Raw genomic sequence first — 18,876 nt, forward strand, 5'->3', positions numbered from 1 at the left:
GCCGTCCGACGCAGCCTTCTTAGGCCTGTTCCATCTTGTTGTTGGCCTTGGCCAGGATGGAGTCGGCGTTGGCGATGAATTTCTTCACGTTGCGTGCGGCTTGGCGGATGCGATGCTCGTTCTCGACCAGACCTATCCGCACATAGCCTTCGCCATATTCGCCAAAGCCGATGCCCGGCGCCACGGCGACGCCGGCCTCCTCGATCAGCAGTCGCGAGAACAGCATCGAGCCGGCCTCCCGATAGGGTTCGGGGATCTTGGCCCACGCAAACATCGAGGCCGGAGGGTTCGGGATATCCCAACCCGCGGACTTCATCGACTTGATCAGCGTATCGCGGCGGCTCTTGTAGATGCCTCTGATCTCGTCGACGCAGTCCTGCGGGCCATTCAGGGCCGTCGCGGCGGCGACCTGCACCGGCGTATAGGCGCCATAGTCGAGATACGACTTCACGCGGGCGAGGGCCGCGCAAATGCGCGCATTACCGACCACCATGCCTACCCGCCAGCCAGCCATGGCGTAGGTCTTGGACAGCGAGTTGACCTCGACGGCGATGTCCTTGGCCCCATCGACCTGCAGGATCGACGGCGGCGGATTGTTGTCGAAATAGATCTCGCCATAGGCGACGTCGCTGATGACCAGCAGGTCGTGCTTCTTGGCCAGCGCGACAGCGTCCTTGTAGAAATCCAGGTCGACCCACTGGGCCGTCGGGTTCGACGGATAGGACAGGATCAGCACGCTGGGCGGCGGCACCGAGTGCTTCACGGCGCGGCTGATGTTTGAGAGGTATTCCTCGGGCGATAGCGCCGGGACGTGGCGAATGATGCCACCCGCCATGATGAAACCGAAGGCGTGGATCGGATAGGCGGGATTCGGGCAAATGATCACATCGCCGGGTCCGGTCAGGGCCTGGGCGAGGTTGGCGAAGCCTTCCTTGGAGCCCAGCGTGGCGATAACCTCGGTGTCAGGATTCAGCTTAACGCCGAAACGGCGGCCGTAATAGTTCGCCATGGCCTTTCGCAGACCCGGAATGCCCTTGGAAGCCGAATAGCGGCCAGCCTTTGGGTCGCGCGCGGTCTCGATCAGCTTGTCGACGATATGTTGCGGCGTCGGCATGTCGGGATTGCCCATGCCGAAGTCGATGATGTCGGTCCCCTCGGCGCGCAGACGCGCCTTGATCTTGTTGACCTCTTCAAAGACGTAGGGCGGCAGGCGGCGAATACGGTGGAAATCGGTGCTCATGAGGGCTCTATGCGCCGCGTCGGCGCGCTGGGAGCGAAAGTCGGGCATGGATAGACCCCGAGCGGGGTCAAGCCAAGCCAGCCAAAGGAAGATTATGCCTCCGTCGCCCTATTGGGGCTGTGACGGAGGCGCGCTAGCTCGGCCGCGCGCCGCGCGTGCGAAGGCTTCGGTGTCGGCGCGATCGGCCTCGGTCGGCGCGATGAGCGCCGGCGGCTTCACTTCGCGACGGGCCTTGGCGGCGTAGACGTCGGTGTCCTTCAGTTCCCAGGTGCTCGGCGCGGTGGCCTTTTCCAGCGCGGCGGCGTCGGCTTGCTGTCGCGCGACGGTGGCGCGGATCTGGGCGGCTGTCGGGACATCCTTGGGAATCGCGGGGATGTCGGAGAATTTCCGGCGAGGCCCCTTTTCCTTGGCCGCGGCCGTGGCGGCGGCGGCCACGGGAGAGCTGGGATCGACCTGGCTCGTCGTGAACGGACTGGCGCACGCGGAAGCGCCGGCGGCCAAGCCGACGATCAAACCGATCCGTACGATTTTGCGGGTTTCGCCGTTCATCTTGTTTCTGGTCTTATGCGATGATCGCGGCGAGCGGAAGGCGTTCGGCGTCGCTTTTCAAGAACTAGCTTTGGACGAAGCGGAGGAAACCCCATGGCCACGGCGAAGGCCGCCCCCAAGGCTCGCAAGAAAGCCGCGACAAAGGTCGAAGGCGCCGACACGGCGGACAAGACTTCCAAGAGCCCAAAGTCACCCAAGAGCGACACGAAGCCCCCCAAGGCCAAGTCTGCTTCCGGACCGCCGCCCCGGACCGATTCGGCCGATCCACCGCCATCGCCGCCGCGCGGAGAGCCCTCCCCCTTCCCCGCATTTGAGTCCATGTTGTCGCCGGACCAGCTGAGAATGGTCGAAACCCTGTCGGCAAACCTGGCGCGAGCAGCCGTCACCGCGCAAGGCGCGATCGCCGAAGCCGCGCTGCGCCAGGCCGACCGCCCCGCCGCCCTCACGCCCGATCCGTTCCACGTCGCCCCGGCCTTAAATGAGGTGATGACCCGCCTCGCGGCCCAGCCCGATCGGCTGATGCGGGCCCAGGCGGACCTTTTTGGGCAGTATATGGAGCTTTGGCAGAACGCGGCGAGACGCGCGGCCGGTGAAGAGGTCACGCCCGTCGTCGCGCCTTCGGCGGGCGACAAGCGGTTCAATGATCCGGATTGGGCGTCGAATCCGATGTTCGACCTGATGAAGCAGTCCTACCTGCTTTCGTCGAACTGGCTGAACGGGCTGATCGCCGAGGTCGACGGCGTCGATCCGGCAACCAAGCGCCGGGTCGAGTTCTTCACCAAGATGCTGACCGACGCGTTTTCGCCGTCGAACTTCCTGATCTCTAACCCCGCCGCCCTGCGCGAGGTGGTGCAGACCCAGGGCGAGAGCTTGGTGCGCGGGATGCAGAACTTCGCGGCGGATCTGGAGCGCGGCGGCGGACAGCTGGCGATCAGCCAGACGGACCTCGCAAAGTTCAAGGTCGGCGAGAATGTCGCAACCGCCCCGGGCAAGGTCGTCTACCAGAACGATATCCTGCAGCTGCTGCAGTTCGCCCCGACGACCGAGACCGTCTGCGAGATCCCGCTGCTGATCTTCCCGCCATGGATCAACAAGTTCTACATCATGGATCTGCGGCCCGAGAACTCGATGATCCGCTGGCTGACCAGCCAGGGCTTCACGGTGTTCGTCGCATCCTGGGTCAATCCGGATCAGAAGCTCGCAGCCAAGACCTTCGAAGACTACATGTTCGAGGGCATTTACGACGCGGCCCAGCAGGTCATGACCCAGTGCGGCGTCGATAGGGTCAACACCGTCGGCTACTGCATCGGCGGCACGCTACTCTCGGTCGCCCTGGCGCACATGGCCGCGCGCGGCGACAAGCGGATTAATTCCGCGACCTTCTTCGCCGCCCAGCAGGACTTCGCCGAGGCCGGCGACCTGCTCCTGTTCACCAACGAGGAGTGGCTTCAGTCCATCGAGCAACAGATGGACCAGGCGGGCGGCTTCCTGCCCAGCCAGTCGATGGCGGACACCTTCAACGCCCTGCGCGGCAATGACCTGATCTGGTCGTTCTTTGTCAGCAACTACCTGATGGGCAAGGAGCCGCGCCCGTTCGACCTGCTGTTCTGGAACGCCGACCAGACCCGCATGCCCAAGGCGCTGCACCTGTTCTATCTGCGCAACTTCTACAAGGATAACGCCCTGACCCAAGGGCGCCTGAGCCTGGGCGGTGAGCGGCTGGACCTCTCGAAGGTCAAGATCCCGATCTATGTGCAGTCCTCGAAGGACGACCACATCGCCCCGTACCGCAGCGTCTATCGGGGGGCCAAAGCCTTCGGCGGACCGGTGACCTTCACTATGGCGGGGTCGGGCCATATCGCGGGAGTCATCAACCACCCTGACGCCAAGAAGTACCAGCACTGGACGAATGATCAGCTTCCGGCCGACGTTTCGCAATGGATCGCCGGCGCGCAGGAACACCCCGGCTCGTGGTGGCCGCACTGGGCCGCTTGGCTGAAGGCGCGTTCGGGCGACCAGGTTCCGGCCCGCGATCCCGCCAAGGGCAAGTTGAAACCGCTGGAGGACGCACCAGGCTCGTTTGTGCTCGTAAAGTCACAACCGTAACGATCCTGATCGGGTTTTCTCTATAGCGGCGAAGGCGAACCAAGTTCGCCCAAAAGTCGCCAGGATCGTGGCCAAGCTACCGCACCATGCTCTCGCTTAGTCGTCGGACCGCCCTCGGGATGTTCGCCGCCGCACCGTTTCTGGTGCGCGCGGCGCCCGGCTACGCCTTGATCCCGGACGCCGGTCGTAAGCTGGCCGCCGCAGCCCGGGCTCAGGTCGGCGTCACGGTGGATTACGACGCCAGCTATCGATCGATCGGCTATCCGAACGGCGACGTCCTGCGGACCAGCGGGGTCTGCTCCGACGTCTTGATCCGCGCCGCTCGCGACGCCTGGGACATCGACCTGCAGCAACGCGTGCATGAGGACATGAAAGCGGCGTTCGACGCCTATCCGTCGCGTCGAGAATGGGGACTGACCTCGCCCGACGCCAATATCGATCATCGGCGAGTCTTGAACCTTGAGGCGTTCCTCGTGCGCCAGAAGGCCAGGCTTCCCCTCCCCGCCTCTCGGCTTTTCGGTGGCGACGCTTTCGAGAACGTCGCGCCCGGCGACATCCTGACCTGGCGCTTGACGGGCGGGCGTCCGCATCTGGGCGTCGCCGTCAGCGGGCCTGACGCCGTGCGCGTCGCGCACAACATCGGCGAGGGCGTGAAGGAAGAGCCCCTATGGCGCTTCAAGCTGCACAAACCCGCCGGCCATTACCGCTGGCGGGTCTGAGTCGGACCTAAAGGCCGGCCGCCTCGTCCAGGCCAAGGGCGATGTTCAGGTTCTGAACGGCAGCGCCGGACGCGCCCTTGCCCAAATTGTCGAGCAAGGCGACCAGGCGGGCCTGCCCGCTGGCGTCCGACCCGAATACGAACAGCTTGAGCCGATTTGTGCCGTTCAGGCCTTCCGGATCGAGGGAGGTCAACGCCTTGGCCTCGTCCAGCGAGGCGACCTCAACGAACTGCTCCCCCGCATAGTGGTCAGACAGCGCCTCGTGGATGGCGCTCAACGACGGCGCGCCGTGGAGCGCGACGAAATGCAGCGGCATCTCGACGAGCATGCCCTGCATGTAGCGCCCGACGGCTGGGGCGAAGAACGGACGGGTCAACAAACCGCCATGCTTCTGCATTTCGGGAACGTGTTTGTGCGCCTGGGACAGTCCATAAATCCGGAACGGGACCTTGGTGTAGTTGGCGGCGCCCTCATCCTCGAACTCGGCGATCATCGCCTTGCCGCCGCCGCTGTAGCCAGAGACGGCGTTGTAGGAGACCGGCAGTTCAGGCGGCAGGATACCGGCGCTGACCAGCGGCCGCGTCAGGGCGATCGCGCCGGTCGGGTAGCATCCGGGATTGGAGATCCGCTTGGACGCTGCGATCTTGCCGCGCTGGTCCTTGTCCAGTTCCGGGAAGCCGTAGGCCCACCCCTCCGCCGTCCGATAGGCGGTCGAGGCGTCGATGATCACTGTGTTCGGGTTGCGGACCAGCGAAACAGCTTCCTTGGCCGCCTCATCGGGCAGGCACAGGATCACCGCGTCGGCTCCATTCAGCATCTCGGCCCGGGCGTCGGCGTCTTTGCGCTTATCGGGATCGATCGAGATCAGTTGCAGGTCAGTGCGGTCGATCAGGCGCTCGCGAATCTGCAGGCCGGTGGTGCCGGCTTCGCCGTCGATGAAGACCTTGGGAGCGTTCGCCATGGCGGACTCCAATCCGAACAGGAGACAGAACAAGAAAAAGGGCGCTTCGGCCGAACCGAAGCGCCCTTTCCCAAATACGTAATCGTCGCGATTAGCGCTTCGAGAACTGGAAGCTGCGGCGGGCCTTGGCCTTGCCGTACTTCTTACGCTCGACGACGCGGCTGTCGCGGGTCAGGAAGCCGTGCGGCTTCAGGACCGGGCGCAGGCCGGGTTCGTAGTAGGTCAGAGCCTTCGACAGGCCGTGGCGGATGGCGCCGGCCTGACCCGACAGGCCCGAGCCTTCCACGGTCACGACGACGTCGAACTGCCCCAGACGGTCGGTCACTTCCAGCGGCTGGGCGATCATCATGCGCAGCACCGGACGGGCGAAATAGACTTCCTGGTCACGACCGTTGATCGTGATCGAGCCCTTGCCCGGCTTGATCCAGACGCGCGCAATGGCGTTCTTGCGCTTGCCGGTCGCGTAGGCGCGGCCTTGGGCGTCGATCTTGGGTTCGGCCGGAGCGGCAGCTTCCGGGTTGCTGGACAGGCTGGCCAGCGCGTCAAAGCCTTGAGCGTCGGTCATAGCTTAGAGGCTCCGGATGTTCTTGGCGTTGCGGCCCGCGAAGTCGACGACTTCGGGGTTTTGCGCTTGGTGCGGGTGCTCACCGTTGTTGTAGATGAGCAGATGGGTCAGCTGCTTGCGAGCCAGCGGGCTCTCCTTGGGCAGCATGCGCTCAACGGCCTTCTCGAGAACGCGCTCGGGGAAACGACCGCCCAGCACCTTGCGCGGGGTGGTTTCCTTGATGCCGCCCGGGTGACCGGTGTGACGATAGTAGACCTTGTCGTCCAGCTTCTTGCCGGTGAACTTCACCTTGTCGGCGTTGATGACGACGACGAAGTCGCCGCAATCGACGTGCGGGGTGTAGTCCGGACGGTGCTTGCCGCGAAGACGCATGGCGATGAACGAAGCCAGACGGCCGACAACGGCGTTCTCGGCGTCGACCACGATCCACTTCTTCTCGACCTCGGCCGGCTTCAGGGAAGCCGTGATCTTTTGCATGGGATTGATCCGTAATTTCTAGTGCGTCAGCGCCTGTAGAACAGGCCCCAACGGCGTGAGCGGCGGCTGTTACGCGACACGCCCCGCCCTGTCAACACCAAGATCTAGAAATTTGTGAAAAGCTATTTAAAAACAATTGGATAAACAACATGGTATTATAATACCGCATTTCCGTATTCGAGTTGTCACGAAACCTCGGCATAGCGTCCCGCGCCCCTACCCCGAGGACACCCCATGGCCGTATCCCGTAGAACCTTTCTGAGCGCCACCGCCACCAGCATCGCCTTTGGGGCTTTCGCGGCCCGGGCCCAAGACGGCGCGTCGCCGGCCGAGACCTACCTGAACGAGGTCACGGGCTATGGCCCGCTGGTCACCGATCCGAAGGGCATGATCGATCTGCCCGCCGGCTTTCATTACCGCGTGATCGCGCAGGTCGGCCAGACGATGAGTGATGGTCTGATCCTGCCAGGCAAGTTCGACGGCATGGGCTGCTTCGCCGCCGGCGAGGACAAGATCCTGCTGGTCCGCAATCACGAAATGTCGGTCTCGGACGTTGCAGAGGGACCGTTCGGCGCGCGTCAGCAGTTCCTCGACCGGATCGACCGCAGCCGCATCTGGGATTTTGGAAGCGACGCCGCGCCGCTCCCGGGCGGCACGACGACCCAGCTCTACAATCTCAAGACCGGGCAGACCGAGCGCCAGCACATGAGCATCGCCGGGACGCTGGTGAACTGCGCCGGCGGCGTGACACCGTGGGGATCGTGGTTGACCTGCGAGGAGACCACGATCAACGCCGGCGAGAAGGTCGGCAAAAGTCACGGTTACGTCTTCGAGGCGCCCAGCGCGCATGTCGGCCTCGTCGAACCGGTCGCGCTTACGGGTCTTGGCCGCTTCAAGCACGAGGCGGCCTGCATCGATCCGCGCACGGGCGTCGTCTATCTGACCGAAGATGTCGCCGACAGCCTCTTCTACCGTTTCCTGCCCAACGACCGGCGCAACCTGGCGGCCGGCGGTCGCTTGCAGGCCCTGGGCCTGGTCGATGCGCCCGAAGGCGGCGACACCCGTAATCAGAAGGAGCAATCGTTCCCCGTGCGTGGCTGGAAGGCGGTGCGGTGGATCGATCTCGATGGCGTCGACAATCCGCATGACGACCTGCGGCGCCGCGGCCACAAGGCCGGCGCCGCGATCGTCTGCCGAGGCGAAGGCCTGTTTTTCGGTAAGGGAGAGCTCTACTTCACCGCCACCTCGGGCGGTCCCAAGGGCGCGGGCCAGATCTTCCGCTATGTCCCCAGCGCCTTCGAGGGCCAGCCGGGTGAGGCGGACCAGCCGGGCAAGCTGCAGCTGTTCGTCGAAAGCCAGAACACCCGCGTGCTCGACTACGCTGACAATCTGGTGGTGGCGCCGTGGGGCCACGTCATCATTTGCGAGGACCGTTATTCGGACACCCTACGCAATCACCTGCGCGGCGTGACGCCTGAAGGCAAGGTCTACACGCTGGCGCGCAACGTCCATAAGGACAACTCGGAGTTCGCCGGCGCTTGCTTCTCGCCCGACGGCGGCACCCTGTTTGTCAACGTGCAAAACCCGGGCTTCACCCTGGCGATTTCGGGCCCCTGGGGCGCGATCAAGATCTAGCCCCTCACAGACGGCGCTCCGGAAACGTTACGGAGCGCCGATCAGGGCCGGCGTACACGCCACGCGAACATGGTCGTCACCGCCAGGAGCACCGCCGCGCCCGCCTGATGGAGGACGCCCAGGCTGATCGGCACCGCCGCCATCAGGGTCCAGACGCCTAGCGCCGCTTGAAGGGTGACGGTGATGGCGACCGCCATCGCGGCGCGCTTGCCATCGACGACAAGCGTACGATCGCGCCAGGCGATCACCGCCATGGCGATCGCGCCAACGAAAAGCACGTAGGCGAACAGGCGGTGATTGAACTGCACGGCCGCTTGGCTATGGGCCAGCGTGCCCCAGAAGCCTGCACCGGCATAGTCAGCCGGGAAGAAGCGTCCGTTCATCAGCGGCCAGTCGTTGTAGATTAGTCCAGCGTCATTGCCGGCGACAAGCGCGCCCAGCAGACTCTGGAAGTAAACCGCCCCGAGAAAGGCCAACGCCCAGCTTCGCCAGGGGCTGCGCTCCTCGACCCGTGGCGCGCCGTTCCAGGCGTCCAGCGCGGTCCAGATCAGCACCACGAACAACAGCAAGGCCAAGCCCAGATGCGTCATCAAACGTTCCGGCGCGACCGAGACCCTTTCGGACAAGCCGCTGGACACCATCCACCAGCCGACAAGACCTTGCAGGCCGCCTAGGGCCAGCATCACCCCGCACCGCCAGACCAGACGGCGGGGAATGTCGCGACGGATGAGGAATACGATGAAGGGGATGGCGAAAGCCGCGCCGACAACGCGCCCCAGGAGGCGATGAGCCCACTCCCACCAGAAGATGCCCTTGAACTCGTCAAGGGTCATATCGGGGTTGACCAGATGGTACTGCGGGATCTGCTTGTAGAGATCGAAACTGTGCCGCCAGGCGTCATCGGACATCGGTGGCAAGGCGCCCAGGATCGGCTTCCACTCCGTGATCGAAAGGCCAGAGTCGGTCAGGCGGGTCGCCCCGCCCACGACGACCATGGCGAACACCATGGCGGCGACGAAGAAAAGCCAGATCGCGACAGGACGCGAGCGGTCGGAACGCAGGAAAGACGTCATAGGGTCGGAAAAGCGCCACTTGTGGGCCGAATTGCGGCGACCTCTTCCCTACGCCCCTGATGTGCGGGCATCAATGTCTGTGTCGCCCGACATGACGGAGGCGACGCTTCGTGCGAAAGATCGCGGACAGGCGATCAGCCGGAGTCACAAATGAGTGGGATGGGCGTTTTCGCCGCGACGGTTATCGGCATACTCGCGGGCTGGATCGCGGACATTGTTCTGGCGCGCCGGCACTCGCTGTTCATCAAGCTCTTGATCGGCGTGATCGGCTCGTTCATCGGAGCGTTCATCGCCTCGCGCATCGACCTGCATCTGCCAGGCTTCTTTGGCGAACTGGTCGTCTCGAGCGTCGGCGCGATCATGTTCCTGGCCGTGCTCGGCCTTATCCGGAGACCCGCGTGACCTCTTCCGACGCACAGCCCCGCATGATCCCGGCCCGACTTCGAAAGCTGATCGGTTCTATCGGCGTCCTGGTGATTCTTTTCGCCTGGATCTGGATTTTCACGAGCCTCTACGATCACCTGCCGCAGAACCGCTTCATCCATCTCGTCTATTTCGTGGCGCTGGGCCTGGGCTGGATCCTGCCGGTCATTCCGCTGATCTCTTGGATGGGCAAGGCCGATCAGCCCCTCGATACCGGTCAGCGCTAAACGCGCGTGATCACGCACCCCACTTGGGACTATACGAAAAAGGCCGCCCTTTCGGGCGGCCTTTGATCTTCCACGGTATCCCGAAGGAAATGGTCGGAGCGACAGGATTCGAACCTGCGACCCCTTGACCCCCAGTCAAGTGCGCTACCAGGCTGCGCCACGCTCCGACGCGGAAGGAGCGCCCTTATAGGCGCCGCTCCCGGCTTGGGCAACAGCGATTTCGGCAGAAATCAACCGCGCGTCAAAAGACCGTCGAGTCTCGATTTGACCGCGGTCAGGTCGGCTAGCGCGAAGGCTAGGCGCCCCCGCGCTTCTCCCACCAACGCGGTCTTTTGGCGCGGCGCCTGATAGTCGAAATCGGCGTCCAGGCTGGCCGAGCCGTTGGAGCCGATCCCGGCGGCGATCACCTGCGCCAAGCCGTGATCGCGATGCAGCTTCTGCACCCCCTTGATCGTCAGGCCTTCGCTGTGCAGCAGGGTACGGACACCGTTCAGCACGGCGATGTCCTGCGGGCGATAGAATCGACGGCCGCCCGCGCGCTTCATCGGTCGGATGAACGAGAATTTGGTTTCCCAGAAGCGGAGCACGTGCTGAGGCACGCCCAGCTCCTCGGCCGCTTCGGAGATCGTGCGGAAGGCGTTAGGCCCCTTCGCCACCGCAAACGATCCTTAGCCGCCCAGAGCGCGATCGATACGCGCCTTCATGACCTGAGAGGCCCGGAAGCCGATCACGCGGCGCGGCTCGATCTCGGCGGGTTCACCGGTCTTGGGGTTACGGCCCATTCGCGCGCGCTTGGCGCGAACCTGGAAAACGCCGAAACCGGAGAGCTTGACGGTTTCGCCCTGCTCCAGCGCTTCGGCGACCAGATCGAGGGTGCGCTCGACCAGCCCCGCACAATCCTGGCGGGTCAGCCCGACTTCCTCATGAACCGCCTCGCACAGGTCGGCCCGGGTCAAAGTAGCGCCCTTCATGCAACCCCCTTCACGCGTATAGGAGCGATCTGAAGACCGCCCCAGATGGAGCACTCGCGGCGAGCCCAGGCATATTGCGGCCGCCCTCAACAGGCCGCGCCCAGGTTCACCGACGACCTCATGCCGCGATTACCGCATGAAGTCAAAGACTCAACGGCGGGAGTTCATGCCGCCAACGAAGATTGCGCAAGGCTTATAGAGGCACGCTCCTAGAGCCGCACGACACAAGCACCCCAAGTCAATCCGCCGCCCATGGCCTCCAGAAGCAGCAGATCGCCCTTCTTGATGCGCCCGTCCTTGATCCCGTGCGCGAAAGCGAGCGGGATTGAGGCGGCGGACGTATTGGCGTGGATCGCCACGGTCGAGATGACCTTCTCTTCGTCGATGCCACACCTATGCGCGACCCCTTGCAGGATGCGCTGATTAGCTTGGTGCGGGATGAACCAGTCGACATCGGCTATCGAGACGCCAGCGATCTCGGCGGCCGCGCGAATGGCCTCGGAGATGTTGACGACAGCGTGCTTGAAGACCTGATTGCCCACCATGCGGAGCTTGCCAACCGTGCCGGTCGTCGACGGCCCGCCGTCGACATAGAGCAGGTCCTGCTTGGTCCCATCCGCACGCAAAGCGAACCCGAGAAGGCCCCGATCCGCGGTGGTCCCTTCGCCCTGCCCCGGCTCCAGGACGACCGCGCCCGCGCCGTCCCCGAACAGGACGCAGGTGCCCCGATCGCTCCAATCCATCAGGCGAGTCATGGCCTCGGCGCCGATCACCAGCGCGCACTTGGCGTGGCCTCGCGCCACAAAACCGTCCGCGACGCTCATCGCGTAGACAAAGCCGGAGCAGACGGCCTGGACGTCGAATGCGACGCCGACCGGCGCGCCCAGCTTGCGCTGGACGATCGTAGCGGTCGCGGGGAAGGTCAGGTCGCCCGTGGTGGTCGCCACGATGATCAGGTCGACATCAGCGGCGGTCTTGCCGGCCGCCGCCAAGGCCTCCTTGGCCGCTTCGAACGCCATGTCCGAGACTGGCTGATCGTCTGCGGCCTGGTGACGCTGACGAATGCCAGTCCGTTCGACGATCCAAGCGTCGCTCGTATCGACGAACTTGGCGAGATCGTCGTTGGTTACGACCTTGGGGGGCAGATAGGCGCCCACCCCCGTTACAACGCTTCTTACAACGCTCACTCGATCGCTCCCTGCGCGTCCGCGCCAGGACCTTGCCCGCCAGCGGGCGCAGCCGTCGCCGCGTTCGCGGTCAAGCGCTTTAGATTCCTGTCGATCTCGGCGCGGAAGTCGCTCCGCGCAAGATTAGTGGCCACCCGGATGGCGGAGGCGAAGCCGTTGGCGTCCGCACCTCCGTGGCTCTTGACCACAATGCCGTTCAGGCCCAGCAGCGGGGCCCCGTTCACGCGGCTGGGATCAAGACGGTGGCGCATTTTCTTGAGCGCGCCCGAAGCGATCAAGGCGCCCAGCATGGCCAGCGGTCCCGAGGTCAGGGTCGACTTGATCTCGTTGGTGAAGAACCGCGCCAAGCCTTCTGCGGTCTTCAGCGCGACATTGCCGGTGAAGCCGTCGGTGACGACGACATCCACCGTGCCGTGGGCGATATCGTTGCCCTCGACGAAGCCGTGATAGTCAAAATCCAGCGCGGTTTCGCGCAGGATGGCATGCGCCTCGCGCACCTCCTCGTGGCCCTTCTGGTCCTCGGAGCCGACGTTCAGCAGGCCGACCGTCGGACGCTTGGCCCCATGGACAGCATGGTGGAACGCCGCGCCCATGATGGCGAACTCGACGAGCTGGGCCGCGTCGCTTTCAACATTGGCGCCGACATCCAGAACCGTGGTGACGCCCTTCATTGTCGGCCAATTGGCGACGATGGCGGGACGCTCAAGCTCGGCCCCCATGCGCAGGATCAGCTTGGAAATCGCCATCAAGGCGCCCGTATTCCCCGCCGAAACGCACGCTTGCGCCTGCCCCTCGCGGATCGCCTCGATGGCGTTCCACATGCTCGAGCCCTTGCCTCTACGCATGGCCTGAGCCGGCTTTTCGTCCATGCCGATCGACTTCTCGCAGTGCCGGACCTCACTGACCGCCTTGGCGGCGGGGCACTTGGCCAACTCCGACTCGATCGCGGCGCTGTCGCCGTGGAGCAGGAATCGCACGCCCGGCAGGGCCTGGAGCGCTTGGGCGATGCCAGGCACCACGATGGAAGGGCCGTGGTCGCCGCCCATGGCGTCGACAGAGATGACTACGGATTGAGACACGTGGCGCTGTGAGCTCCGGCAGGCGGTCGCGCCGCCCTCAAGGCGGCGGACGATACATCCGCGTGATTATCACGCAAGCGGTCGAGTCGGACCTAGTCGGCGCGACAAGATCGTTCTCGACGCGCTCGAAACGATTTCACCGACCACCGAGAACGAGGCGCATTGGCCGCCTTGTTCAGTCTTCCTCGCGCTTCACATTGAGAGTCTTCAGGGCGGCGAAGGGCGAAATTTCGGTGGGTTCGGGCGGTTGGACAAACACCGCGCCAGGCTTGCGCGGGAACGGGTCCAGTTCCAGAGCCAGATGCTCAACGACATAGCCGGAGACGTCGATTGTCTCGCCTTCCAGCACGTCGGGCGGGTCATCTGCTTCCGGGTCGGCGGCGAGATCCCCGAACTCTTCCTGGGGAGCGTTCTGGCTGTTGGCCGGCAGAACCTTCAGGCTGAATCGCGCGTCGATCGGCGTTTCAAAGTCGTCCGCCGTCGCGCTGCAGGTCTGAATGACCCGGGCGCGAAGCACGCCGGAGATCGTGGCGCCGTCCAGCCAGGAGGACATATGGACCTCGGCGGTCAGCGCCTCAAGGCCGACTAGGCCCAGCTGCTTGGCGATAGCCTTCCGCTGGTCGGCCGACGGTTCAAGCCGAAGGCTCACCGCGCCGCGGTCCACCTGCGCCAGCGGAATTGCGCAAGGCCAGGCTGTCGTCACGGATTCGGCCAAGTCACGTCTCCTTGCAGCAGGGCGTCCAGCGGCTGAGCCGCCAGGGCTTCACGGGTCTTCAGGACATACGCCGTCAGGGCCGTCGCGTCGCCCTCGCCCCGCTCTTCCAGCACCGTGCGCTCGACAAAGGCGGTCGTCGCGGCGCTGTCCGGCAGACCGGCGATGGCGTCGTCATAGGCCTTCAGCCGGCCATAGAACGCGCCCGCGAGCTTCTTCATCTTCTTTCCGACCGAGGTGTCGGACACGCCGATCTCCCGGAACGCATCGTCCAAACCCTTTACATAGGCGTCGAACACCGCCTGCGAGGTTTCGGCCGCAGCGTCACCCTGTCCCTTCAAGCGTTCGATCAGAAGGATCACGTGCAGGCTGAACAGCTCGAAGCGCCCTTCCATCGAGTCGCGCACGCCGTGGTCGCGGTAGAAGATCGCCGATCGAGCCTGCCCGACCGCGGACGCATAGAGCTTGCCGCCCGCCACCTTGGCGGGTCTGGGCTTGAGCCATCTGTCCAGAAACATTCAAACGCCTCGATTTCGCCGCGACATCCCGCTATGCGCGGAGTCCGTCTTCACGCGGGCATTGAACTAAGCCCGCGCGGGCGATAGGTCAAAGTCTGCATTTTTCCGGTTCGGAGCCTTGATGTCTCGCCCCGCCGTTTTCGCCGCCGCCGTTCTGGCGCTGGCCCTTGCTTCCTCGGCGTGTACGCCGCTGACCAGCTACTCCGGTTTCCAGGCCATCGAGGCCAAGCCGGCGGAGATGAAGGTTGGCGAGGACAGCAAGTCCACCCTGATGGAGAAGCTCGGCTCGCCGTCGGCGGTGTCGACCTTCGACAACAACACCTGGTACTACATCTCCCAGACCACCGACCGCGTAGCGTTCTATATGCCGCGCGTCATCAAGCGCGATGTCGTGGCGATCAAGTTCAACCCGGCCGACGAAAAGGTCGCCTCGGTGAACACCTACACGCTGCAGGACGGCAAGGTCATCGCCTACAACGGCCGTGAGACCCCGACCCGCGGTCGCGAGATGACCATTCTCGAGCAACTGCTGGGCAACGTCGGTCGGGGCGGCATGCTGCCTCAGGACGACACCGCGCCGGGCCAACGCCCCGGCAATCGCTAGCCAAGACCGATCATCGAGCCGTTGGAACGGGCCGCCCATCCCTCGATGGGCGGCTTTTCTGTATGTCCCGCGAGGATACTTTGACGTCTTGCGCCCAGGATGCGCCGTCCGCGTCGACACGGACTATCCATGCGCATCAGGTCAGTCACCCAGCGTTCTTCTACTTCAGCGGTCGGATTCGCTATCTTGTCAGCCGAAAGCAACCTTGAGCGAAACACTCTATCAACTCGATCATAGGATGCTTCGAATTGTCGCGCCCAAGGTTTCATGGCGCAGGTTCACGCCCGGAGGGGGAGGCGCACCGTGGAGGGGATGGATTTTCGCGACGTCTCGATCCTTTTGGTCGACGACAACGTGAACATGCGCAGGGTGGTCGGCGCGATCCTGAAGGCCGCCGGCGTGCGCCGCATTTACGAGGCCAACAACGGCGTCGAGGGCGTGAAGATCTTTCAGGCCCATGAGATCGACATCATTTTCACCGATCTCATGATGAAGCCTGGCGATGGCCTATGGTTCATCCATTGGGTCCGCACGGCGGACGCCAGTCCGAACAAGTTTGCACCCATCATCATGATGACGGGGCACGCGACACGACGCACCTTGAACGAAGCTCGCATGGCGGGCGTGACGGAGTTCCTCGCCAAGCCGCTGACGGCGCGCGGCGTGATGCACCGCATCAACGAGATCATCAACAACCCCCGGCCGTTCGTCCGGGTCAACGCGTACTTCGGTCCCTGCCGCCGACGGCGCATCGACCACGACTTCCAAGGCGCAGAGCGCCGAGGCGCCGCCAGAGGCGAGACGGAGACCGCCGAGGAACTGAATCCGGAAGACGTCTACTAGGCGGCGTCCGGCTCTCGAGACACGCCCCACAATGGAAAAACGCCCCGGAGCTTGCTCCGGGGCGTTTCCATTCCTGGCTGTCCCTTGGGAGATCAGCCGCCGTGGGCCAGGACCGCCAGCAGTAGCAGAGCCACGATGTTGGTGATCTTGATCATCGGGTTCACGGCAGGACCCGACGTGTCCTTGTAGGGATCGCCGACGGTGTCGCCCGTCACGGCGGCCTTGTGGGTCTCACCGCCCTTCTTGTGCAAGACGCCGTTCTTGTCGGTGAAGCCTTCCTCGATCACCTTCTTGGCGTTGTCCCAAGCGCCGCCGCCGCTGGTCATCGAGATGGCGACGAACAGGCCGGTGACGATGACCCCCATCAGCATGGCGCCGAGCGCCGCGAAGGCGTCGACCTTGCCGGCGATGGCTTGGATCACGAAGAACAGCGCGACCGGTGAGACCACCGGCAGCAGGCTGGGCACGATCATTTCACGGATCGCGGCCTTGGTCAGGATGTCCACGGCCTTGCCATATTCCGGCTTCACCTCGCCAGTCATGATACCGGGGTTCTCGCGGAACTGACGCCGAACCTCGGCCACCACAGACTCAGCCGCCCGGCCGACGGCGGTCATCGACAGACCGCCGAACAGGAACGGCAGAAGACCGCCGAACAACAGGCCGACCACGACGTACGGGTTCGACAGATCGAAGGTCACCGGGCCCATGCCGTCGAAGAAGCTGCCCGGCGCGGCGTTCGCCGAGAAGAACTTCAGATCTTCAGTATAGGCGGCGAACAGCACCAGGGCGCCGAGGCCCGCCGAACCGATCGCATAGCCCTTGGTGACGGCCTTGGTGGTGTTGCCCACGGCGTCCAGAGCGTCGGTGGTGACGCGGACCTCTGGCGGTAGGCCGGCCATCTCGGCGATACCGCCCGCGTTGTCGGTGACCGGGCCAAAGGCGTCCAACGCGACGATGAAGCCGGCAAGCGACAGCATGGTCGTGGTGGCGATAGCGATACCGAACAGGCCCGCCAGGTTATAGGTCACCACGATGCCGACGATGATCGTCAGGGCCGGCAGGGCCGTGGACTCCAGCGACATGGCCAGGCCCTGGATCACGTTCGTGCCGTGACCGGACACCGAGGCCTGAGCCACCGACTTCACCGGTCGGAAGCCCGTGCCGGTATAGTACTCGGTGATCATAACGATGGCGGCGGTGACGACCAGACCGGCCAGACCGCAATAGAACAGCGCGTCGGCGGTGTACGAGCGGCCACCGACCTCGACAGCGGTCGGAACCAGTTGGTGGATCACATACCACACGGCCGGGATCGACAGGACGCCGGTGACGATCAGGCCCTGATACAGAGCGCCCATGATGTTCTGGCTCTTGCCCAGACGAACAAAGAAGGCGCCGATGATCGAGGTGACAATGCAGACCGCGCAGATCGCCAGCGGCAGCAGCATCATCGCGCTGACGGCCTCGGTCCCGCGGAAGAAGATCGCCGCCAGAACCATCGTCGCGACGGTGGTCACGGCGTAGGTCTCGAACAGGTCGGCGGCCATGCCGGCGCAGTCGCCGACGTTGTCGCCCACGTTATCGGCGATCGTCGCTGCGTTACGCGGATCATCTTCGGGAATGCCCGCCTCGACCTTGCCCACCAGATCGCCGCCCACGTCGGCGCCCTTGGTGAAGATGCCACCGCCCAGACGCGCGAAGATCGAGATCAGCGAGGCGCCGAAGCCCAGCGAGACGAGCGAGTCGACGACCACACGGCCGGTGGCGTCATGACCCGTCGCGAGCAGCACGTAATAGTAGCCCGCCACGCCCAACAGCGCGAAGCCAGCCACCAGCATGCCGGTCACAGCGCCGGAGGTGAAGGCCATCGAAAGACCCTTCGCCAGGCTCTCGGAAGAGGCTTGCGCGGTCCGCACATTGGCGCGCACCGAGATCAGCATCCCGGCAAAGCCCGCCGCTCCCGAGAGCGTGGCGCCGAGCGCGAAGCCCACGGGCTGTTCCCAAGATTTGAAGAAGAACGCCAGAGCGGCGATCACCACCACGCCAACGATCCCGATGGTCGTATACTGGCGGTTCAGATAGGCCTGAGCCCCTTCTTGGATCGCCGCGGCGATCTCCTGCATACGTGCGTTGCCAGCCGAAGCCCGCATCAGACTAGCCGTCTGCACAGCGCCATATAGCACCGCCAGAAGCCCGGCCCCGATGGCCAGATAAAGCCAAACACTCATTAGGTTCTTCGCCCCTTCGCGTTTCTCAATCACGAGGGGACGCCGGTCCGGGCGCAGACGGAATGACGCATGTCAAAGCCGCCACCCGGATCGACGGGCGGGCCTTATGGCCTCGTATCCCCTCGATGCTCCCTGAAATATGACGCCGATAACGGCGTCATCCGGATGAGACTGTCAGATGGCCGGGAGGCGCGCAACCCGTGTCGGCGCAAGCCTTTGGACGCACAAAGCGCCGCTATGGAGCAGAAATTAGGGACGCGGCGACTCGGTTTCGGCAGGCCGTACGGCGCCCGCCTTGGGCGGCATCAACTGCTGCCGGGGGATTTGCTTGACGATCTCGACGGACGCCACCTTGCCCTTGCCGAAGAGCGCCGAGCACTGGCTAAGGACGAAGGTCTTCAGGCGGTCCCCATCGACTTCCTTCCAGGTATCGGCGCGCGTGAACGGCGTCTTATAGGCCGCGCGAACGATAGCGTCGCGCAGGGCGGGCTCCTTGTCTTTGAAGGAGGAAGCATCCGCGCCGGACGCCAGCTTGAGGTTCATCGCCACGAAGACGTAGTTGACGATCCGGCCATTGGCGATGATCGGGATCGTCATCGATCCCAGCTTGTATGTCGGGTCCAAAGCCTGCTCGCCGCCTTCCTTCTTCTCGGAGGCCATGGCCGGCGCCGAGACCGAGGACAGGACGACGACGCCGAACACGGCGGCGACCAGGAAGCGGCGCGAGAGCGAGGTGCGAGCGATCATGGCTTACGC

The 18,876-nt window shown here is 64.4% G+C and carries 21 protein-coding genes and 1 tRNA gene; 7 read left to right on the forward strand and 15 right to left on the reverse strand.

What is annotated here, in order from left to right; translation table 11 throughout:
* Positions 1-19: 19 nt before the first annotated feature.
* Positions 20-1,240, reverse strand: a complete 1,221-nt coding sequence (locus CSW63_RS13855) for an LL-diaminopimelate aminotransferase (RefSeq protein WP_062099519.1) — start codon at positions 1,238-1,240, stop codon at positions 20-22.
* A 108-nt stretch (positions 1,241-1,348) separates the two neighbouring features.
* Entirely contained in the window at positions 1,349-1,789 is a 441-nt protein-coding gene (locus CSW63_RS13860) for a hypothetical protein (protein ID WP_062099518.1), read from the reverse strand.
* A gap of 93 nt (positions 1,790-1,882) precedes the next feature.
* Between CSW63_RS13860 and CSW63_RS13865 the strand changes: the two genes are divergently transcribed.
* Positions 1,883-3,895 carry a class I poly(R)-hydroxyalkanoic acid synthase gene (locus CSW63_RS13865; RefSeq protein ID WP_168193659.1) on the forward strand — a complete coding sequence of 671 codons (2,013 nt, stop codon included), beginning with the start codon at positions 1,883-1,885 and terminating at the stop codon, positions 3,893-3,895.
* An 86-nt stretch (positions 3,896-3,981) separates the two neighbouring features.
* Positions 3,982-4,614, forward strand: a complete 633-nt coding sequence (locus CSW63_RS13870) for a DUF1287 domain-containing protein (protein ID WP_062099517.1) — start codon at positions 3,982-3,984, stop codon at positions 4,612-4,614.
* A 7-nt stretch (positions 4,615-4,621) separates the two neighbouring features.
* On the opposite strand, the gene argC is transcribed toward CSW63_RS13870, so the two are convergent.
* From argC to rplM, 3 genes are all read right to left on the reverse strand, one after another.
* Positions 4,622-5,575, reverse strand: a complete 954-nt coding sequence (gene argC / locus CSW63_RS13875; protein ID WP_062099528.1) for an N-acetyl-gamma-glutamyl-phosphate reductase — start codon at positions 5,573-5,575, stop codon at positions 4,622-4,624.
* Positions 5,576-5,666: 91 nt separating this feature from the next.
* Positions 5,667-6,140, reverse strand: a complete 474-nt coding sequence (gene rpsI, locus CSW63_RS13880) for a 30S ribosomal protein S9 (RefSeq protein WP_004624294.1) — start codon at positions 6,138-6,140, stop codon at positions 5,667-5,669.
* Positions 6,141-6,143: 3 nt separating this feature from the next.
* Positions 6,144-6,617 carry a 50S ribosomal protein L13 gene (rplM, locus tag CSW63_RS13885; RefSeq protein ID WP_010919253.1) on the reverse strand — a complete coding sequence of 158 codons (474 nt, stop codon included), beginning with the start codon at positions 6,615-6,617 and terminating at the stop codon, positions 6,144-6,146.
* A 234-nt stretch (positions 6,618-6,851) separates the two neighbouring features.
* Here rplM and CSW63_RS13890 point away from each other — a divergent pair, with 234 nt between their 5' ends.
* Positions 6,852-8,252: an alkaline phosphatase PhoX gene (locus tag CSW63_RS13890; protein WP_062099516.1), complete on the forward strand. Its 1,401-nt coding sequence runs from the start codon at positions 6,852-6,854 to the stop codon at positions 8,250-8,252.
* Between the two features lie 41 nt (positions 8,253-8,293).
* Here the strand turns inward: CSW63_RS13890 and CSW63_RS13895 are convergent, their stop codons facing one another.
* On the reverse strand, positions 8,294-9,325 hold the full coding sequence (locus CSW63_RS13895; RefSeq protein WP_062099515.1) for a COX15/CtaA family protein: 1,032 nt from the start codon (positions 9,323-9,325) through the stop codon (positions 8,294-8,296).
* Positions 9,326-9,475: 150 nt separating this feature from the next.
* Between CSW63_RS13895 and CSW63_RS13900 the strand changes: the two genes are divergently transcribed.
* Both CSW63_RS13900 and CSW63_RS13905 read left to right on the forward strand, forming a co-directional pair.
* On the forward strand, positions 9,476-9,727 hold the full coding sequence (locus CSW63_RS13900) for a GlsB/YeaQ/YmgE family stress response membrane protein (protein WP_062099514.1): 252 nt from the start codon (positions 9,476-9,478) through the stop codon (positions 9,725-9,727).
* 23 nt (positions 9,728-9,750) lie between these two features.
* Entirely contained in the window at positions 9,751-9,975 is a 225-nt protein-coding gene (locus tag CSW63_RS13905) for a DUF2842 domain-containing protein (protein ID WP_062099513.1), read from the forward strand.
* A gap of 90 nt (positions 9,976-10,065) precedes the next feature.
* On the opposite strand, the gene CSW63_RS13910 is transcribed toward CSW63_RS13905, so the two are convergent.
* The 7 genes from CSW63_RS13910 to CSW63_RS13940 all read right to left on the reverse strand — a co-directional run bounded on the left by CSW63_RS13910 (position 10,066) and on the right by CSW63_RS13940 (position 14,442).
* Positions 10,066-10,142, reverse strand: a tRNA-Pro gene (locus CSW63_RS13910).
* Between the two features lie 63 nt (positions 10,143-10,205).
* On the reverse strand, positions 10,206-10,631 hold the full coding sequence (locus CSW63_RS13915) for a MerR family transcriptional regulator (RefSeq protein ID WP_062099512.1): 426 nt from the start codon (positions 10,629-10,631) through the stop codon (positions 10,206-10,208).
* Between the two features lie 12 nt (positions 10,632-10,643).
* Positions 10,644-10,946, reverse strand: coding sequence for an integration host factor subunit alpha (locus CSW63_RS13920; RefSeq protein ID WP_010919247.1), 303 nt, complete (start codon positions 10,944-10,946; stop codon positions 10,644-10,646).
* 209 nt (positions 10,947-11,155) lie between these two features.
* The gene (locus CSW63_RS13925; protein WP_062099511.1) at positions 11,156-12,133 is read right to left on the reverse strand and encodes a beta-ketoacyl-ACP synthase III; all 978 of its coding nucleotides are present in this window, start codon (positions 12,131-12,133) and stop codon (positions 11,156-11,158) included.
* Positions 12,130-13,212, reverse strand: a complete 1,083-nt coding sequence (gene plsX, locus CSW63_RS13930) for a phosphate acyltransferase PlsX (protein WP_082749742.1) — start codon at positions 13,210-13,212, stop codon at positions 12,130-12,132. The genes CSW63_RS13925 and plsX overlap by 4 nt, the downstream gene beginning before the upstream one ends.
* Positions 13,213-13,387: 175 nt before the next feature.
* Complete coding sequence (locus tag CSW63_RS13935; protein ID WP_062099509.1) at positions 13,388-13,927, reverse strand: DUF177 domain-containing protein; 540 nt, start codon at positions 13,925-13,927, stop codon at positions 13,388-13,390.
* A complete protein-coding gene (locus CSW63_RS13940) occupies positions 13,912-14,442 on the reverse strand; it encodes a ubiquinol-cytochrome C chaperone family protein (RefSeq protein ID WP_062099508.1) in 531 nt (176 codons plus the stop codon). The genes CSW63_RS13935 and CSW63_RS13940 overlap by 16 nt, the downstream gene beginning before the upstream one ends.
* Before the next feature lie 121 nt (positions 14,443-14,563).
* Here CSW63_RS13940 and CSW63_RS13945 point away from each other — a divergent pair, with 121 nt between their 5' ends.
* Both CSW63_RS13945 and CSW63_RS13950 read left to right on the forward strand, forming a co-directional pair.
* A complete protein-coding gene (locus CSW63_RS13945; protein ID WP_062099507.1) occupies positions 14,564-15,046 on the forward strand; it encodes an outer membrane protein assembly factor BamE in 483 nt (160 codons plus the stop codon).
* 303 nt (positions 15,047-15,349) lie between these two features.
* Entirely contained in the window at positions 15,350-15,889 is a 540-nt protein-coding gene (locus CSW63_RS13950; RefSeq protein ID WP_168193660.1) for a response regulator, read from the forward strand.
* Positions 15,890-15,981: 92 nt separating this feature from the next.
* Here the strand turns inward: CSW63_RS13950 and CSW63_RS13955 are convergent, their stop codons facing one another.
* Both CSW63_RS13955 and CSW63_RS13960 read right to left on the reverse strand, forming a co-directional pair.
* Positions 15,982-18,120 (reverse strand): sodium-translocating pyrophosphatase, encoded by a 2,139-nt coding sequence (locus CSW63_RS13955; RefSeq protein WP_062099505.1) that lies wholly within the window; start codon positions 18,118-18,120, stop codon positions 15,982-15,984.
* Between the two features lie 249 nt (positions 18,121-18,369).
* Positions 18,370-18,867, reverse strand: a complete 498-nt coding sequence (locus CSW63_RS13960) for a hypothetical protein (protein ID WP_062099504.1) — start codon at positions 18,865-18,867, stop codon at positions 18,370-18,372.
* Positions 18,868-18,876 lie beyond the last annotated feature (9 nt).

Origin of the sequence: Caulobacter sp. FWC26 (genome assembly GCF_002742645.2) — a bacterium.
In the GTDB taxonomy this organism is placed as follows: Bacteria; Pseudomonadota; Alphaproteobacteria; order Caulobacterales; family Caulobacteraceae; genus Caulobacter.

What these genes read in the sequence shown, in the direction of transcription:
- CSW63_RS13895 (WP_062099515.1), bottom strand. Translation starts at nt 9,325, where the DNA reads ATGACGTCTTTCCTGCGTTCCGACCGCTCGCGTCCTGTCGCGATCTGG.
- CSW63_RS13905 (WP_062099513.1), top strand. Translation starts at nt 9,751, where the DNA reads ATGATCCCGGCCCGACTTCGAAAGCTGATCGGTTCTATCGGCGTCCTG.
- CSW63_RS13940 (WP_062099508.1), bottom strand. Translation starts at nt 14,442, where the DNA reads ATGTTTCTGGACAGATGGCTCAAGCCCAGACCCGCCAAGGTGGCGGGC.
- CSW63_RS13870 (WP_062099517.1), top strand. Translation starts at nt 3,982, where the DNA reads ATGCTCTCGCTTAGTCGTCGGACCGCCCTCGGGATGTTCGCCGCCGCA.
- CSW63_RS13855 (WP_062099519.1), bottom strand. Translation starts at nt 1,240, where the DNA reads ATGAGCACCGATTTCCACCGTATTCGCCGCCTGCCGCCCTACGTCTTT.
- CSW63_RS13865 (WP_168193659.1), top strand. Translation starts at nt 1,883, where the DNA reads ATGGCCACGGCGAAGGCCGCCCCCAAGGCTCGCAAGAAAGCCGCGACA.
- CSW63_RS13920 (WP_010919247.1), bottom strand. Translation starts at nt 10,946, where the DNA reads ATGAAGGGCGCTACTTTGACCCGGGCCGACCTGTGCGAGGCGGTTCAT.
- CSW63_RS13960 (WP_062099504.1), bottom strand. Translation starts at nt 18,867, where the DNA reads ATGATCGCTCGCACCTCGCTCTCGCGCCGCTTCCTGGTCGCCGCCGTG.
- CSW63_RS13945 (WP_062099507.1), top strand. Translation starts at nt 14,564, where the DNA reads ATGTCTCGCCCCGCCGTTTTCGCCGCCGCCGTTCTGGCGCTGGCCCTT.
- CSW63_RS13955 (WP_062099505.1), bottom strand. Translation starts at nt 18,120, where the DNA reads ATGAGTGTTTGGCTTTATCTGGCCATCGGGGCCGGGCTTCTGGCGGTG.
- CSW63_RS13890 (WP_062099516.1), top strand. Translation starts at nt 6,852, where the DNA reads ATGGCCGTATCCCGTAGAACCTTTCTGAGCGCCACCGCCACCAGCATC.
- rplM (WP_010919253.1), bottom strand. Translation starts at nt 6,617, where the DNA reads ATGCAAAAGATCACGGCTTCCCTGAAGCCGGCCGAGGTCGAGAAGAAG.
- argC (WP_062099528.1), bottom strand. Translation starts at nt 5,575, where the DNA reads ATGGCGAACGCTCCCAAGGTCTTCATCGACGGCGAAGCCGGCACCACC.
- CSW63_RS13860 (WP_062099518.1), bottom strand. Translation starts at nt 1,789, where the DNA reads ATGAACGGCGAAACCCGCAAAATCGTACGGATCGGTTTGATCGTCGGC.
- rpsI (WP_004624294.1), bottom strand. Translation starts at nt 6,140, where the DNA reads ATGACCGACGCTCAAGGCTTTGACGCGCTGGCCAGCCTGTCCAGCAAC.
- CSW63_RS13900 (WP_062099514.1), top strand. Translation starts at nt 9,476, where the DNA reads ATGAGTGGGATGGGCGTTTTCGCCGCGACGGTTATCGGCATACTCGCG.